17 protein-coding genes are annotated in these 14,965 nt (G+C 64.1%); 10 read left to right on the plus strand and 7 right to left on the minus strand.

Annotated elements, in window-relative coordinates; translation table 11 throughout:
* Window positions 1-30: 30 nt before the first annotated feature.
* The gene (locus tag AC0L2H_RS02025; protein ID WP_473588628.1) at window positions 31-1,068 is read right to left on the minus strand and encodes a zinc-binding dehydrogenase; all 1,038 of its coding nucleotides are present in this window, start codon (window positions 1,066-1,068) and stop codon (window positions 31-33) included.
* 119 nt (window positions 1,069-1,187) lie between these two features.
* Here AC0L2H_RS02025 and AC0L2H_RS02030 point away from each other — a divergent pair, with 119 nt between their 5' ends.
* The 4 genes from AC0L2H_RS02030 (at window position 1,188) to AC0L2H_RS02045 (ending at window position 3,737) form a co-directional block, all read left to right on the plus strand.
* Window positions 1,188-2,003 (plus strand): SDR family oxidoreductase, encoded by an 816-nt coding sequence (locus tag AC0L2H_RS02030; RefSeq protein WP_473588629.1) that lies wholly within the window; start codon window positions 1,188-1,190, stop codon window positions 2,001-2,003.
* Between the two features lie 19 nt (window positions 2,004-2,022).
* The gene (locus tag AC0L2H_RS02035) at window positions 2,023-2,517 is read left to right on the plus strand and encodes a MaoC family dehydratase (RefSeq protein ID WP_280954153.1); all 495 of its coding nucleotides are present in this window, start codon (window positions 2,023-2,025) and stop codon (window positions 2,515-2,517) included.
* A 154-nt stretch (window positions 2,518-2,671) separates the two neighbouring features.
* Complete coding sequence (locus tag AC0L2H_RS02040; RefSeq protein WP_473588630.1) at window positions 2,672-3,316, plus strand: TetR/AcrR family transcriptional regulator; 645 nt, start codon at window positions 2,672-2,674, stop codon at window positions 3,314-3,316.
* Between the two features lie 172 nt (window positions 3,317-3,488).
* Window positions 3,489-3,737 (plus strand): DUF680 domain-containing protein, encoded by a 249-nt coding sequence (locus AC0L2H_RS02045; RefSeq protein WP_473588631.1) that lies wholly within the window; start codon window positions 3,489-3,491, stop codon window positions 3,735-3,737.
* Between the two features lie 112 nt (window positions 3,738-3,849).
* On the opposite strand, the gene AC0L2H_RS02050 is transcribed toward AC0L2H_RS02045, so the two are convergent.
* From AC0L2H_RS02050 to AC0L2H_RS02075, 6 genes are read right to left on the minus strand one after another with little or no spacing between them, the layout of a single operon-like run.
* Window positions 3,850-4,080 carry a hypothetical protein gene (locus AC0L2H_RS02050; RefSeq protein ID WP_473588632.1) on the minus strand — a complete coding sequence of 77 codons (231 nt, stop codon included), beginning with the start codon at window positions 4,078-4,080 and terminating at the stop codon, window positions 3,850-3,852.
* Between the two features lie 56 nt (window positions 4,081-4,136).
* Window positions 4,137-4,718: a sarcosine oxidase subunit gamma gene (locus tag AC0L2H_RS02055; RefSeq protein ID WP_473588633.1), complete on the minus strand. Its 582-nt coding sequence runs from the start codon at window positions 4,716-4,718 to the stop codon at window positions 4,137-4,139.
* Window positions 4,711-7,719, minus strand: coding sequence for a sarcosine oxidase subunit alpha (locus AC0L2H_RS02060; RefSeq protein WP_473588634.1), 3,009 nt, complete (start codon window positions 7,717-7,719; stop codon window positions 4,711-4,713). Before AC0L2H_RS02060 ends, AC0L2H_RS02055 begins: the two co-directional genes overlap by 8 nt.
* Entirely contained in the window at window positions 7,716-8,012 is a 297-nt protein-coding gene (locus AC0L2H_RS02065; RefSeq protein WP_107649508.1) for a sarcosine oxidase subunit delta, read from the minus strand. The genes AC0L2H_RS02060 and AC0L2H_RS02065 overlap by 4 nt, the downstream gene beginning before the upstream one ends.
* 8 nt (window positions 8,013-8,020) lie before the next feature.
* Entirely contained in the window at window positions 8,021-8,443 is a 423-nt protein-coding gene (locus AC0L2H_RS02070) for a hypothetical protein (protein ID WP_473588635.1), read from the minus strand.
* Window positions 8,443-9,696 (minus strand): sarcosine oxidase subunit beta, encoded by a 1,254-nt coding sequence (locus tag AC0L2H_RS02075; protein ID WP_473588636.1) that lies wholly within the window; start codon window positions 9,694-9,696, stop codon window positions 8,443-8,445. The genes AC0L2H_RS02070 and AC0L2H_RS02075 overlap by 1 nt, the downstream gene beginning before the upstream one ends.
* Before the next feature lie 262 nt (window positions 9,697-9,958).
* On the opposite strand from AC0L2H_RS02075, the gene AC0L2H_RS02080 reads away from it, so the two are divergent.
* The 6 genes from AC0L2H_RS02080 (at window position 9,959) to AC0L2H_RS02105 (ending at window position 14,964) form a co-directional block, all read left to right on the plus strand.
* A complete protein-coding gene (locus AC0L2H_RS02080) occupies window positions 9,959-10,717 on the plus strand; it encodes an SDR family oxidoreductase (protein WP_473588637.1) in 759 nt (252 codons plus the stop codon).
* 106 nt (window positions 10,718-10,823) lie between these two features.
* Window positions 10,824-11,210, plus strand: coding sequence for an SET domain-containing protein (locus AC0L2H_RS02085; RefSeq protein WP_473588638.1), 387 nt, complete (start codon window positions 10,824-10,826; stop codon window positions 11,208-11,210).
* Between the two features lie 183 nt (window positions 11,211-11,393).
* Window positions 11,394-11,657 carry a 30S ribosomal protein S21 gene (gene rpsU / locus AC0L2H_RS02090; RefSeq protein ID WP_008874389.1) on the plus strand — a complete coding sequence of 88 codons (264 nt, stop codon included), beginning with the start codon at window positions 11,394-11,396 and terminating at the stop codon, window positions 11,655-11,657.
* 157 nt (window positions 11,658-11,814) lie between these two features.
* Window positions 11,815-12,660, plus strand: a complete 846-nt coding sequence (locus AC0L2H_RS02095; protein ID WP_473588639.1) for a tetratricopeptide repeat protein — start codon at window positions 11,815-11,817, stop codon at window positions 12,658-12,660.
* Window positions 12,661-12,807: 147 nt separating this feature from the next.
* Window positions 12,808-13,281, plus strand: coding sequence for a DUF992 domain-containing protein (locus AC0L2H_RS02100; protein WP_473588640.1), 474 nt, complete (start codon window positions 12,808-12,810; stop codon window positions 13,279-13,281).
* A 249-nt stretch (window positions 13,282-13,530) separates the two neighbouring features.
* Window positions 13,531-14,964: an MFS transporter gene (locus tag AC0L2H_RS02105; RefSeq protein WP_473588641.1), complete on the plus strand. Its 1,434-nt coding sequence runs from the start codon at window positions 13,531-13,533 to the stop codon at window positions 14,962-14,964.
* Window position 14,965: the final 1 nt, after the last annotated feature.

Raw genomic sequence — 14,965 nt, forward strand, 5'->3', positions numbered from 1 at the left:
CCCCGTGGAAAGGAGGAGTGAATGCGCCAGCTACGGCCGCAGGAACACCTTGCCATTCGGCTTGGCCAGTTCGGCAGGCACGCGCCCTATCGCTTCATCCAGCGGCACGACCGCCGTCACGTCGGTCGACCAGCGCCCGTCGGAAAAGCGCTTCTGCGCCTCCATGATCGCCGGTCCGCGCTTGTCGCGGAACTGGCGCATCCATTCGGCGAGCCAGAAACCCTCGATACGCTTGTGCTGGAAGATCAGTTGGCCGGGCTCGCGGATCACCGTGGTGTCCGGGTCGAGCCGCCCATAGACGATCCAGCGTGAGCGCTTGGGCATGGCGTCGAAGATGGCCGAGGCCAGCGGCCCGGTCACCGCGTCGAGAAAGATGCGCGGTTGCTCGGCCTTGATCACCTCGCGCAGCGTCGCCTTGAAATCCGCCGCCTTCTCGTTGAGCACATGGGCCGCGCCAACCTCCTTCAGCAGCGGGATCTGCTCGTCGCGGCGCACAGTGACGATCGGCCTGTAATCCGCCTCCCTGGCCAGGCCTGCTATCAGCTTGCAGAGCTGGCTGGCTCCGGCGGTCATGATGAAGGCCCTCTCACCTTCCTGTTTGACAATGTCGAACATGGCAAGCGCGGTAAGCGGGTTGACGATCATCGCCGCGCCATCCTCGTCGCGGACCGTGTCGAGCAACGGGATGCAGGCGACCGCCTCGGCGACGCCGTATTCGGCCCACGAGCCCCAATTGCTGACGCCGGTGGCAAAGGCAACGCGCTTGCCGACCAGGCTTTTGGGATAAGGCTCGTCGCCACTGGCGACGACTGTGCCGACGCCCTCGAAACCGGCCGGCTGGCCCTTGACGCGCGGCTGGCCATACTGGCCCCTGATGAAGGCGATGTCGGACGGGTTGATCGAGGCGAGGCCGACCCTGATCAGGACTTGGCTTTGGCCGGGTGTGGGCACCGCGATCACGCCCGGCAGCACATAGGGCTCCATCGCCTCAAGCGCGCTGGAGGAAGGCGTCCTGGTGTAGCCGTCGCCAACGAGAAGGAGCGCTTTCATTTCGGATGGAACGTCCATCGCTCTTACCCTCCCACGACACTTGGGCCCTTTACCCGTGGCAAGGATGACCGTACTTCGGATAGCCTTGTCAACGCGAGTTCCTCGCCTCGATGGCAAGAAGGCGCGGAGGGGTTGCGATGAGCTATCTGGACGAACTGTTTTCGGTCGCCGGCAAGACCGCGCTGGTGACCGGCGCCGCGACCGGCATCGGCCGGATGGTGGCGACTGCCCTGGTCCAGGGCGGCGCCAGCGTGATGATCGCCTCGCGCAAGGGCGAGGACTGCGTCAGGGTCGCCGGCGAATTGAACGGCCTCGGCGCCACCGGCCGGGCGGAGGGCTTTGCCGGCGATGTTTCCAGCGAGGCCGGCATCGCCGCCCTCGTTGCCGAGGTGAAAGCGCGGACCGCTCGGCTGCACATACTGATCAACAATGCCGGCGTCTCCTGGGGCGCGCCGCTGGAGGACTTCCCGTACCACGCCTGGGCCAAGGTGTTCGGCGTCAACGTCACCGCCGTTTTCCATCTCACGCGCGAGCTTCTGCCGCTGCTCGATGCCGCCGCCAGCGATGCCGATCCGGCAAGGGTAATCAATCTGGGCTCGGTGATGGGCACCCAGCCGCTCGCCGACGACGCCTATTCCTACACGGCCTCGAAGGCCGCGGTTCACCATCTGACGCGCACGCTGGCGATCGAATTCGCCGCGCGCCGCATCACCGTCAACGCCTTTGCCCCCGGTCCCTTCCAGAGCCGGATGACCGCCTTCGCCACCGCGACCGAAGAACAGGCGAAGCATGTCGGCGACCATGTTCCGATCGGGCGCATCGGCACACCGGATGACATTGCCGGCGCAACGCTCTATTTGTGCAGCCGTGCTGGCAGTTATGTCACCGGGGCCATCCTGCCGATCGACGGCGGGCAGTCGGTGCAGCATGGGCTGACACTGTTCAAGGAATGAAGCCGCCCGGGCGGCTGAAATGGAGGACATCAGCGTGGAACCGATCAGTCTCGATGTGCTTCTGGCCAGCGTCGGCAAGGAAGTCGGCGTGTCGCCGTGGCGGGTGGTTTCGCAGCGCATGATCGACCAGTTCGCCGACGCCACCGACGATCACCAGTTCATCCATTGCGATCCGGAGCGCGCCAAGCGCGAAACGCCGTTCGGCGGCACCATCGCGCATGGCTTCCTGTCGCTGTCGCTGTTGTCGGCGATGACCTTCGAGACCATGCCGCCGCTCGAAAACAGCAAGATGGGCGTCAACCACGGCTTCGATTCATTGCGCTTCCTCGCCCCGGTGAAAACCGGCTCGCGCATCCGCACCCGTTTCGTGCTCGCCGACGTCAAGGTCAGGCCGTCGGGCTGGGTGCAGACGGCGCATGACGTGACCATCGAGATCGAAGGCTCGAAAAAGCCGGCGCTGACCGCCCGCTGGCTGACGTTGACGCTGATCGAACGCCAGCCGGAGGCGGCTTGAACGTCTCGACAGTGCAGCAATCGATGTCCGGGAAAAATGGCCTCCGAAGCGGCGTGGCCAATCGCTGTGCCGCAAAGCCGGTTTGATACCGGTTGTCCGATTCCGTACAGCGTATATAATTTAGCCAGCCACCAACAACCGAAGGCAGAAAAAATTGCCGCTGAGCGTCCAGACACGCCGCGAGAAACAAAAGGCCGAACTGCGCGCCGAACTTGTCGCGGCGGCGCACAAGCTTGTCCGGGAAGAAGGCTATGAGGGCCTCACCATCCGCAAGCTGGCCAAGCGCGTCGGCTATGCACCGATGTCGGTCTATTCCTATTTCGCCGACAAGCAGGACATTTTGTTCGCGCTGGCCGAGGACGCGTTCGAGACGCTTGCCCGGCGCATCGAGGAGCATCCGTCCGACGATCCGATCGAGGCATTGCAGGCGGTCATGACCGAATATGCCGCCTTCGGGCTTGGCAATCCCAACGAATACCGCACCGTGTTCATGACCGAAAAGACCAAGCCGCCGGAGGGCAGGAGCTACGCCGAGATGGAGGAAGGCAACCCGGCGATGAAGGTGTTGATCAAAAGGGTAGAGGCCTGCGTCGCCGCCGGCAAGCTCAGGGGCGATCCACGCGCCATCGCCACAACGCTGTGGGCGGTCGGCCATGGCACGATCTCGCTGCTGATCACCTTCCCCTTCTATCCGTTCGGCGACCCGCAGGCTTTCGTGAAGCGGATGTGCGATTTCGCGCTTGCCGGTCTGATGACGCAAGATATGCCGCCGCTGACCGAAACGCCGCCCAACTGCTGATCGGCCTGCGTTCCCGCAATTTGACCCGACCTGCACTTGGCCGTGCGACAATTTGGCTTTTTAAGAAAATTTGATTGTACGTGTACGATTTCTCACTTGCAGTTCCGCGTCCTTGAGCGTATTTGTACGTTGCATCGTACATGTACGGAACAGATTTGACCGGAGACAGATGATGAAAAAGACAATCCTCACCCTCACTGCCCTGCTTGTTTTCTCGGGCGCCGCCTTCGCCGGCAACCAGCCGGCCAAGCAGGCGCCGGCAGCGGCCTGCATCCACACCAACGCCAATGTGAAGCTCGATTGCGTCGCGACCGGCTCGGTCGAAAAGGCCGGTGCCGCGACCAAGACGGGCTCGGTCGACGGCAAGAGCCAGAAGCTCGGTATCGACGTCAATCCGTGGATCGTGCCCAGCACGTTCTGATGTTCGGTAACGCGGCCCGAACGGTTATGACGATCCCGATATGACGACAAGGGCGGTAGGAAATTCTGACCGCCCGTTTTCTTGACCACCAAATACAGCTTCGCCAAATGGATTATTTCTTGCGCTTCTTCATTCTCGCTACGGTCTTGGCTTTGCCCGGTCTTGCGGGAGCGCCCGAAATGGACGTCGAGGTGATCGACACCGGATCGCTCGCCGGAAACGTATCCTCGAGACCTTCCTCGAGTTCCTCTTCCGCACTCACGTCGTGACGTCTCTCATGTTCGAGCGAGCGCACGGCCGACGTCTTTTTAGCCTGTGATTTTGGCGCTGATTTCGACGGCATCGGCATTCTCCCTCGGCTTGCTCTGCAAACGATCCGGCGCGACGAATGTTCCTGGGTTACGCTGCCGCGTCGCGCGTCGCCTCGGACAGGAAAGTAAAGACATAATCGGAGAAGGAACGCCAGCATTCGACCCGGAACGCATCCTCGGCTGTGCGCAACAGCACGATCTCGACCTTGCCCAGGATGGTGCGCGAGGCCGCCCCGACCGGAAAGGCGTCGAGCGACAGGTCCTGCGGACAGCCTGAATTGACCGCCGCGGCAGCCGCCGGGCCGATGACTGAAATGGCGACGTTGCGATGCGAGATGCCGACCGCGGAATGCAACGCAGTTACCTCAGCGCAATCGGCCAGCGGATCCTTTCCGGCCTCGTCGATGATCAGCCATTCGTCCGGTCCAAGCCACAGCGCCGTGCGCCCGGCCTTGGACGCCGAGGTCTTCGGCTTGCGTGGCAAGGTCACGCCAAGCGCCTTCGAAAGCGCCGCCACGGAGGCCTCAGGCGCGCGCAGCGAGATGCGCTCCGCCGGCAGCAGCACGGCAAGCCTAACGCCGGTGGCGGAAAGTTCCTGACCAGCGAGCGCGGCGCGGCGTTCGGCTGACGGCGCCGCGGTGGCAGTCTTGCTGGTGGCGGCCTTAGCCATTGAGGCGCTCCCCCTTCTCGTCGAAGAACACCATGCCGGTGACCTCGACCTCGATCATCCCGTTCGGCATCGGCACGTATAATGTCTCGCCCATGCGGCCGCGACCGCCGGCGACCAGCGCCAGCGCGATCGAACGGCCGCAGTTTTCCGACCAATAGCTGGATGTGACATGGCCGATCATTGTCATCGGGACCGCCTGCTTCGGATCCGCGACGACCTGCGCGCCCTCTTCCAGCACCACTTTCGAATCCTTGGTCTTCAGGCCGACAAGCTGCTTGCGGCCCTTGGCGACGAGATCAGGCCGCGCCATGCCCCTGATGCCGACGAAGTCGGTCTTCTTCTTGCCCACCGCCCAGTCGAGACCGGCATCGTTCGGCGTCACCGTGCCGTCAGTGTCCTGGCCGACGATGATATAGCCCTTTTCGGCGCGCAGCACGTGCATCGCCTCGGTACCGTAGGCGGTCGCGCCACGCTTCTGGCCTTCGGCCCACAGCGACTCCCAGACCGCCTGGCCGTAGTCGGCCGGCACATTGACCTCGAAGCCGCGTTCGCCGCTGAACGACATGCGGAACAGCCTTGTCGGCACGCCGCAGATCCTGCCTTCGCGCACCGACATATGCGGCAGCGCCTCGTCCGACATGTCGATGCCTTCGACCAGCGGCGCGATGATGTCCCGCGACTTCGGCCCCTGCACCGCAATGACGGCCCATTGTTCGGTGGTCGAGGTCAGCCAGACTTTGAGATGCGGGAATTCGGTCTGGAGATAGTCCTCCATATGGTTCATGACGCGCGGCGCGCCGCCGGTCGTCGTCGTCACATGGAAGCGGTCCGGCGCCAGCCTGCCGACGACGCCGTCATCATAGATGAAACCGTCCTCGCGCAGCATGATGCCATAGCGGCAACGGCCAGGCTCGAGCTTCTCCCAGGGGTTGGTGTAAAGCAACTCCATGAACTTCGCCGCATCCGGGCCGACCACCTCGATCTTGCCCAGCGTCGAGGCGTCGAACAGGCCAGCCGTCTTGCGGACGGTAACGCATTCGCGGTCGACAGCGGCATGCATGTCCTCGCCCGCCTTCGGAAAATACCAGGCGCGCTTCCATTGGCCGACATCCTCGAATACAGCGCCTTGGGCCTCGGCCCACGGATGGATCGCCGTCTTGCGCGTCGGATCGAAGAGCGGACCGCGCGCATGCCCGACGATCGAACCGAAAGTGACCGGCGTATAGGGTGCGCGGAAAGTTGTCAGCCCGACTTGCGGGATCGGCTTGCCCAGCGTCTCGGCGGCAATGGCGAGCCCATGCATGTTCGAAGTCTTGCCCTGGTCGGTCGCCATGCCATTGGTGGTGAAGCGCTTGACATGCTCGATCGAGTGCATGCCCTCATGCACGGCCTGGCGGATATCCTTGGCGGTGACGTCGTTCTGGAAATCGACAAAGGCCTTGACCGTCGTGTCCGGCCCGGCGCCGGGTGCCGCACCCAGCATGCCGCGCGACCAGCTTTCGCTGGCGTCGACTTTCGGTTTCGTGCCCTTGGCGGCGTTGGCGACGGTATTTTTGGCGCCAGCATCCTTCGCCGCCTTGGCGCCCGCCGCATAGGCCTCGTCGATAGTCGCCGACAGCCCGTCGGTGCCGTTGCAGGCGCCGACCGAGACACAGTCCTGCGCATAAGTGCCAGGCACGAAGCGCTTGGCCTCGTCGTTGAAGGCGACCTTGCCGCGCGATTGCGAGAACAGGTGAACCGACGGCGTCCAGCCGGCCGACATCAGGATCGCGTCGACGGGGATGGAGCGCTCGCCGCCGCCGTTCTTCGGCTGCACGGTCATCGACGATACCCGCAATTTGCCGCCGGCGCGGATCACCGCACGGCCGAAATTGATCTCGATGCCGAGCGCCCTCGCCTCGTCGATCAGCGTTCCGGTCGGATTGTCGCGCAGGTCGACGATGGCCGCCACGCTGACGCCGGCTTTCTTCAGGTCGATCGCCGCCGCGTAGGCGGAATCATTGGCCGTATAGACGCCGACATTCCTGCCGACGGCGACGCCATAATGGTTGAGATAGGTGCGCGCGGCCGACGCCAGCATGATGCCCGGCCGGTCGTTGTCGGCAAACACCATGTGGCGCTCGATGGCGCCGGTCGCCAGCACCACGCGCCTGGCGCGGACCTGCCACAGCCGCTCACGTGGCAGGTCGCGGCCCGGGTTTTGCAGATGGTCGCTGACCCGCTCGACCAGCGCGACGAAATTCTGCGCGTAATAGCCGAAGGCCGTCGCGCGCGAGAGAACGCGGACATTGCCCATCGCCTTGAGCCTGGCGATTGCGCCTTGCGCCCAGGCAAAGCCGTCCTGGCCGTCGATCCCAGCGCCACTCTCGAAACGCAGGCTACCGCCGAATTCAGCCTGCTCGTCGGCAAGGATGACGCGCACGCCGGTCTCGGCCGCGGCAAGTGCGGCAGCAATGCCGGCGGCGCCGCCGCCCAGCACCAGCACGTCGCAATGCGCGAACCGCGCTGAATAGTGGTCGGGATCCGGCTGGTCGGGCGCGACGCCAAGGCCGGCCGCCGCCCGTATCTTCGGCTCGTATAGGTTCTTCCAGGCCGCCTTCGGCCACATGAAGGTCTTGTAGTAAAAGCCCGCCGAAAACAGCGGCGAGGCGATGTCGTTGACCGCGCCGACGTCGAAGGCGAGCGACGGCCAGCGGTTCTGCGACTGCGCGGTGAGCCCGTCATAGAGTTCCTGGACGGTCGCCCGCACATTCGGCGTCTTGCGCGCCGCGTCGCGCTTGATCTCGACCAGCGCGTTGGGCTCCTCGGCGCCAGCCGACAGGAAACCGCGCGGCCGGTGGTATTTGAACGAACGGCCGACCAGATGAACGCCGTTGGCGAGCAGTGCCGAGGCCAGCGTGTCGCCCTCGATGCCGGAATAGGACTGGCCGTCGAAGCTGAAGCGCGCCGTCTTTGCCTGGCTGAGGCGCCCGGCGCCCGGAATGCGCAACGCGCCGCTCATTTGGATGCTCCCGGCAGCTTCGCGGGCTTCGGCTCACCTGCCTTGTAGGTCATCAGGAACTTGTCGCTGACGGTGTCGCGCACGGCGTTGAAGAAGCGCGCGCAGCCATGCATGTGCCGCCAGCGCTCATAGATGATACCCTTGGGGTTGGAGCGGATGAAGAAGAATTTTTCGAAGTCGTCGTCGCTCTCGCCGGCAATATCAGCCGAACGCGCGATATGCGCTTCGCCGGCATTGCGGAATTCGAGTTCCGGACGCTCTTCCTCGCAATAGGGGCAGCGGATGAGAAGCATGGTGTTTCCTACAATTCGCCGTGGCCGACATGGGCGCCGGCCGGTTGGTCGCAAAGCCGCTGGCCGAGCATCGCGAAGGGCGCGATCAGCCGGATGCGTTCCTCGACACTCGCCGCCGGGCGGAAAAGGTCGCGATCAGCCATGTTGCCGATCGTGAGTTGCAACGGGTCGGTGGTCACGATGACGTGGCGCGGCTGGAACGTCTGGTCGTCCTCAAGGTCGGCCGGCCGGCTTTCCAGAAAGGTGACCACCTTCTGGCCACCGCTCCAGACGCAGGCGAGCACGCCTGCATCGACGGAAAACGGCCATCCGGTCTCGTTGTCAGTGCGGCTGATCGGCTGCAGGCGCACCTCTTCGACCGAGGGAAAATGAAACAGGCCCTGCTCGCCCGCGAGCAGCAACGGCATCGCCACAGCGACCTCGGCCATCATCAGTGCGCCACCGCCGCCGCCGCCGCTTCGTCGATCAGGCGGCCGGTGCGGAAGCGTTCGATGGTGAAGGGCGCGTTGATCGGGTGCGGATCGTCTTTTGCGATGGTGTGGGCAAAGACATGGCCGGAGCCCGGCGTCGCCTTGAAGCCGCCCGTGCCCCAGCCGCAATTGACATAGAGGCCGGGCACCGGCGTCTTCGCCAGGATCGGCGAGCGGTCGGGCGTCACGTCGACGATGCCGCCCCAGGAGCGCAGCATCTTCATGCGCGTGAAGATCGGAAACATCTCGCAGATGGCGTCGAGCGTATGCTGCAATATGTGCAGGCCGCCGGTCTGCGAATAGGAGACATACTGGTCGGTGCCGGCGCCGATCACCAGTTCGCCCTTGTCGGACTGTGAGATATAGGCATGCACCGTGTTCGACATCACCACGCACGGCACCACCGGCTTGACCGGCTCCGACACAAGCGCCTGCAGCGGATAGCTTTCCAGCGGCATGCGCACGCCGGCCATGTTCATGATGACGGAGGAATGACCGGCCGCCACGACGCCGACCTTCCTGGCGCCGATGAAGCCGCGCGTCGTCTCGACGCCGGTGACCGCGCCGTTGGCCGCCCGCTTGACGCCGGTGACCTCGCAATTCTGGATGATGTGGACACCGCGCGCCGAAGCGCCGCGCGCATAGCCCCAGGCGACGGCATCGTGGCGAGCGGTGCCGCCACGGCGCTGCAAGGCAGCCCCCACTACGGGATAACGCGCCTGCTTCGAGATGTTCAGCGGCGGGCAGAATTCCTTCGCCTGCTCCGGCGTCAGCCATTCATTGTCGATGCCGTTCAGCCGGTTGGCATGCACATGGCGTTTCAGAACCTGGATGTCGTGCACATTGTGGGCGAGCATCATCACGCCGCGCGCCGAATACATGACGTTGTAGTTGAGCTCCTGGCTCAGCCCATCCCACAGCTTCAGCGCATGGTCGTAGATGCCGGCGCTCTCGTCATAGAGATAGTTGGAACGGATGATCGTGGTGTTGCGGCCGGTGTTGCCGCCGCCGAGCCAGCCCTTTTCCAGCACCGCGACATTGGCGATGCCGTGCACCGTGGCGAGATAATAGGCGGTGGCCAGGCCATGCCCGCCGGCGCCGACGATGATGACGTCGTATTCCTTCTTCGGCTCCGGCGAGGACCACTGCTCCTCCCAGCCCTTATGGCCGCGCATGGCCTCGCGGGCGATGGCGAATACCGAATATTTTTTCAACGCTCAAGCCTCGCAGATACCGGCCGGGCATCCAATCGAGCCGCGGCGCGCGAGGTGTATCACTAGCGAAACAGCGCTGCCACCCTTGCGCTGTTTGCGACGGCGCTTGCCGTTTTGCGCCGCGACGGAGCAGCACATCCGGAACGATGGACCAACCAGACCAAATGCGGACGCTTCGCAGGTATCGGGTGGCTCGCACCGCCGTCATTTGCGACCAAGCATCCGATCGTCGGCAAGGCCGACATGAAAAAAGGATGGAAAGATGCTCGCTCTCACCAACAAGGTCGCCATCGTCACCGGCGCCAGTTCCGGCATCGGCCGCGCCACAGCAAAACTCTTCGCCGAGGAAGGCGCCAAGGTGGTCGTCGCTGCCCGTCGCCAGGCGGAGCTTGATGTGCTTGTCGCCGAGATCGCGGACGCCGACGGCGCCGCAATCGCCCTGGCCGGCGATGTCAGGGACGAAGCCTATGCCAAGGCGCTTGTCGATCTTGCGGTGGCCAGCTTCGGCGGGCTCGACATCGCCTTCAACAACGCCGGCTCCGTCGGCCAGATGGGGCCGGTTCCCGACATGTCGCTGGAGACGTGGCACGAGACCGTCGACACCAACCTGACCGGCGCCTTTATCGGCGCCAAATACCAGGTGCCGGCGCTGCTGGAGCGCGGTGGCGGCTCGCTGATCTTCACCTCCAGTTTCGTCGGCCGCACCGCCGGGATACCGGGCATGGCGGCCTATGCCGCGGCCAAGGCCGGCCTGATCGGTCTGACGCAGGTTCTGGCCGCCGAATACGGAGCACAAGGGTTGCGGGTCAACGCGTTGCTGCCGGGCGGCACCGACACGCCGGGCGCCACCACGACCACGCCGGAGGCCAGGGCCTTCGTCGAAGGCATTCATGCCCTGAAGCGCATGGCGCAGCCGCAAGAGATCGCCCGCTCGGCACTCTATCTTGCCTCCGACGCGTCGAGCTTCACCACCGGAACCGCGCTGTTTGCCGACGGCGGCGTCTCGATCAACCGCACGTGAACTGTTCCGCGGCGCGGCGCATATCAGCCGAAGTGTCGCAAGACCGCCCTTGATTTTCGGTGCGATTTGACGATTTCGTTTCTCGTCGAAAACGGTCCTGGAAAACATGCTGCTGATCAGAACCTATATAGCCCAGAGCGCAATCGAAGGCGTCGGTGTGTTCGCCGCCGAGCCGATCCGGAAGGGAGCGTCGATCTGGCGCCTCGATCCGGACTTCGACCGGCTGATCCCGATGGAAAAATACGAGGCGGCGCCGCCGCATCTCAAGGAATTGCTCGACAGATACGCCTATCCGAGCCCAGACAGGGCGGGCTTCATGGTCTATGAAGTCGACAATGGGCGCTTCATGAACCATGCCGAGCGGCCGAACACGGACTTTTCGCAGTATGGCGGCGCGACCGCCACCCGCGATATCGCGGCGGGCGAGGAGATAACCTGCGACTACGGCGAATTCTTCGAGGATTTCGCCCAGCTTCATTTGGCGACAGCATAGAGCTCAGCCGAGAAGTCGTCTAACTACGATCGATGGTGGTTTTGGCAGCCGGCCTTTATTGGCTGTGGACACAGCGCCCTGATTCTGCTATCAGCCGCCACAATTCGTGGTGTAATTCGCCGCGGAGGCTTTCGGCTATGGCCGCTTGCCTATTGATATCAAACCCGAAAGACAGGATTGCCCGTGCAGGTACTCGTTCGCGACAACAATGTTGATCAGGCGCTTCGCGCGCTCAAGAAAAAGATGCAGCGCGAAGGCATCTTCCGCGAAATGAAGATGCGCGGACATTACGAGAAGCCCTCCGAAAAGCGCGCTCGCGAAAAGGCGGAAGCCGTTCGCCGCGCCCGCAAGCTGGCCCGCAAGCGCGCCCAGCGCGAAGGCCTGCTGCCGATGACGCCGCGCCCGGTCGCAGCCGGTGCTGCCGGTGCAGCGCGTCCGCCGCGCTGATACTGCCAATTTTTCGTCCTTTTCGAAGGATACCCAAGGTGGCGCGATGCGGAATCGCCGCCACCTTTTTGTTTTGAATGCGACCCAGTTCGGAGAAGGCCGGTTCGGAGGGGGGAACGGACCTGACGGCGCGGCGGCAGTTAAGGACAGAGCAGACATGAACGCAATTACCGTGGAGCGCAGAACCGCACTGCGCGGCTTTGCACTGACGGCAGCCCTGCTTTCCGGCCTGGCGCTGGCCGGCTGCCAGACGGCCCCGACTGGCGAATTCAACAACATCGACAAGGCGCAAGGCTCGACCGAGAATATCTCCTCGCTCTCGGCCGTGATCCAACGCAATCCGCAGGATCCTGAAGGCTACAACGTGCGCGGCTCCGCCTATGGCCGCGGCGGCCAGTACCGGGCGGCGCTGAAGGATTTCGACACCGCCATCCAGCTCAATCCGAATTTTTACCAGGCCTATTCGAACCGCGCCCTCATCCAGCGCTTCCTCGGCAACCAGGAAGCCGCCCTTGCCGACTACAACCGCGCGATCCAGATCAACTCGAGCTACGACGCCGCCTATATCGGCCGCGGCAACCTCTATCGCAAGGCCGGCCGCACTCAGGAAGCCTTCAACGATTTCCAGAAGGCGATCCAGCTCGACACGACCGACGCCCGCGCCTACCACAATCGCGGCCTGATCTATCAGAGCCAGGGCCAGCACGCATTCGCCATCGAAGATTTCTCGACCGCCATCTCGCTGTCGCCGGACGCTGCCGAGCCCTACAACGGCCGCGGCCTCTCCTACCTCGCCATGAACGACGAGGACAACGCCTTCGCCGACTTCAACATGGCCATCAAGCTCGACGGCAAGAACGCCGAAGCCTGGTCCAATCAGGCGCTGATCTACGAGCGGCGCGGCGACAAGGCCAGGGCGGCGAAATCCTACCGCGAAGCGGTCCATCTCGACCCGACCTACCAGCCGGCCAAGGACGGCCTGGCGCGCACCAACGCCGGTTGATCGAAGGCATTCGGCTGGAGCCGGAGCTCGTCATGGGCGGCATGCCTATAACGCGGTATTAACTCTTGCCTTGATCGCGCCAAGTTTTCGGCGGAACGCTCGATGCACTCGACCGTTTAATCCAGGCAATTGCGAAAGGACCCTCCCATGATCAAGAAAATCGGCTGCGCCGCAGCGCTCGCCACGACCCTGCTTGCCGTTCCCGTCAACGCCGGAACGCTCCGGCTTGGCACGCTTGATTGCACAATCGACGGCGGCACCGGCTATGTCATCACGTCGAACAAGGGCGTGTCCTGCACCTTCCGCCCCTATGATCACGGACCGTCCGAGAAGTACACCGGGATGATCTCCAAGCTTGGCGTCGATATCGGCCAGACGCATCAGGGCCAACTGGCATGGGCGGTCTTGGCCGCCACCCGCAGCCGTGACGAGGGCGACCTTGCCGGCAGATATTATGGCGTCAACGCTGAGGCGAGCGTCCTAACCGGCGGCGGCGCCAATCTCCTGGTCGGTGGACTGGGCGGCGCCTTCATGCTGGAGCCGCTCAGCGTCCAGGCGCAGACTGGCGTGAACCTGGCGGTGACGGTCGCCTCGTTGGAGCTGATCCACTCCTTCAAGTAAGCGGGCACATTTGCTCCTCTACGCACGGCGCGGAACAGGATACTGTTTCGCGCCGTATGCTTTTTGGGAGACCGCCGTTCGGAAAACCATCATCGCTTCTGCCATCGTCGCCATCTCGCGCGCCACGCGTAAAAAACCGCTTGAGCTCAATCGCGGTTGAGGTTCTACAAGCCTTCCCGGCCAGAGCCGAGCGCGTCGTCCCGGACGCCGCCGCTCCGGCGCTTTTGTTGGCAAAGTCGGGAGGTCGGATTGGTCGCAGGCGGCAGCAACAAGGTGGACTGGCGGGCCCTGTGGGCGAGCGGCGATCTGGGGCGCTTCTGTTTCATCAATCTCGGCATTTTTCTCTACGCCACCAACGAGACGATGCTGGCGACAGTGACGCCGGCGATGGTCAGCGAGCTGGCCGGCGTGCAATTGGTCGGCTGGTCGCTGGCGGTCTACGAGCTCGGCGCCATCATTGCCGGAGCGGCTGCCGGCCGGCTGGTGAGCTACGTGCCGCTGCGCACCAACATGATAGTTGCCTCGCTGCTCTATGCCTCAGGCGCGCTGATCAGCGCGCTGGCGCCGTCAATGCTTGTCTTTCTCGGCGGCCGCGTCGTCGAGGGGCTTGGCGGCGGCGCATTGGTGTCTCTGGCCTTCATCTCGGTCGAGCGGCTGTTTCCGCGCGCCATCTGGCCGCAGCTCTTCGGCGGCATGTCGGCGATCTGGGGCGTCGCCGCGTTCAGTGGACCGATGCTTGGCGCGATCGTCACCGAAATCTCGTCCTGGCGCTGGGCCGTCGGTATCTTCGCGGCTGGCGGCGGCGCCATGGCATTGGCGAGTTTCATCGTGCTCGACACGCCCGGGGCGGCAAGCCCCGCAACGTCGGGCAAGGCGCCGCCTTTTCCCTACGCGGCACTCTTCTGTCTCGCCATCAGCGTGGTTCTGGTCGCCGCGGCCGGCGTCGATATTGCGGTGCTGCGTTCGTCGCTGCTGATGATCCTTGGCCTGGCCGGTCTTGCTGCCTTCTTTCGCATCGATGCCCTGAAGCCCGGCTCCCGGCTTTTCCCGTCATCGCTGTTTTCCTGGCGCTCGCCGGTCGGCGCCGGCATGACCATGGTCGCCGCCTTCTCGGTGGCGACCTGCTCCTTCGGCGTCTACGGGCCTTTGCTGCTGACCAGCCTGCACGACATCCCGCTACTGACCACAGGCTACATCATCGCCACCGAATCGATCGCCTGGTCGATCCTGTCGATCCTTGTCGCCAACGCGCCGCAGGAGCGCGAACGGCCGATCATCGTCTGCGGCGCACTGATGATCGCGGCGGGTGTCGCCGGTTTCGCCTACACCGTGCCGTTAGGCTCCATTCCTCTGATCCTGCTTTGCGCCCTGCTGCAAGGGGGCGGCTTCGGCATCGCCTGGCCGTTCATGACACGCGTTGTCGTTGCATCGGCATCTGCAGGTGAACAGACCATCGCCGCGGCTGCGGTGCCGACCATGCAGCGCATCGGCTATGCCGTGGGTGCGGCACTTGCCGGCATCATCGCCAATGCGAGCGGCTTTTCCGACGGCCTTAACCGCGAGGCCGCGGCGAACGTCGCAAGCTGGCTGTTCCTCGCCTTCGTACCGCTCGGCATCTTGGGATGCCTTGCCGCGCTCAAGCTGGCGACAGTGACAGGCAGGCCGCAGGAAGCGACGGGATAGC

It is taken from the genome of Mesorhizobium sp. WSM4871 (genome assembly GCF_055811295.1).

Coding starts and splice junctions, on each gene's coding strand:
- AC0L2H_RS02095 (WP_473588639.1), top strand. CDS start 11,815: ATGAACGCAATTACCGTGGAGCGCAGAACCGCACTGCGCGGCTTTGCA.
- AC0L2H_RS02055 (WP_473588633.1), bottom strand. CDS start 4,718: ATGGCTAAGGCCGCCACCAGCAAGACTGCCACCGCGGCGCCGTCAGCC.
- AC0L2H_RS02045 (WP_473588631.1), top strand. CDS start 3,489: ATGAAAAAGACAATCCTCACCCTCACTGCCCTGCTTGTTTTCTCGGGC.
- AC0L2H_RS02065 (WP_107649508.1), bottom strand. CDS start 8,012: ATGCTTCTCATCCGCTGCCCCTATTGCGAGGAAGAGCGTCCGGAACTC.
- AC0L2H_RS02035 (WP_280954153.1), top strand. CDS start 2,023: ATGGAGGACATCAGCGTGGAACCGATCAGTCTCGATGTGCTTCTGGCC.
- AC0L2H_RS02085 (WP_473588638.1), top strand. CDS start 10,824: ATGCTGCTGATCAGAACCTATATAGCCCAGAGCGCAATCGAAGGCGTC.
- AC0L2H_RS02080 (WP_473588637.1), top strand. CDS start 9,959: ATGCTCGCTCTCACCAACAAGGTCGCCATCGTCACCGGCGCCAGTTCC.
- AC0L2H_RS02100 (WP_473588640.1), top strand. CDS start 12,808: ATGATCAAGAAAATCGGCTGCGCCGCAGCGCTCGCCACGACCCTGCTT.
- AC0L2H_RS02070 (WP_473588635.1), bottom strand. CDS start 8,443: ATGATGGCCGAGGTCGCTGTGGCGATGCCGTTGCTGCTCGCGGGCGAG.
- AC0L2H_RS02025 (WP_473588628.1), bottom strand. CDS start 1,068: ATGGACGTTCCATCCGAAATGAAAGCGCTCCTTCTCGTTGGCGACGGC.
- AC0L2H_RS02060 (WP_473588634.1), bottom strand. CDS start 7,719: ATGAGCGGCGCGTTGCGCATTCCGGGCGCCGGGCGCCTCAGCCAGGCA.
- AC0L2H_RS02030 (WP_473588629.1), top strand. CDS start 1,188: ATGAGCTATCTGGACGAACTGTTTTCGGTCGCCGGCAAGACCGCGCTG.
- AC0L2H_RS02050 (WP_473588632.1), bottom strand. CDS start 4,080: ATGCCGTCGAAATCAGCGCCAAAATCACAGGCTAAAAAGACGTCGGCC.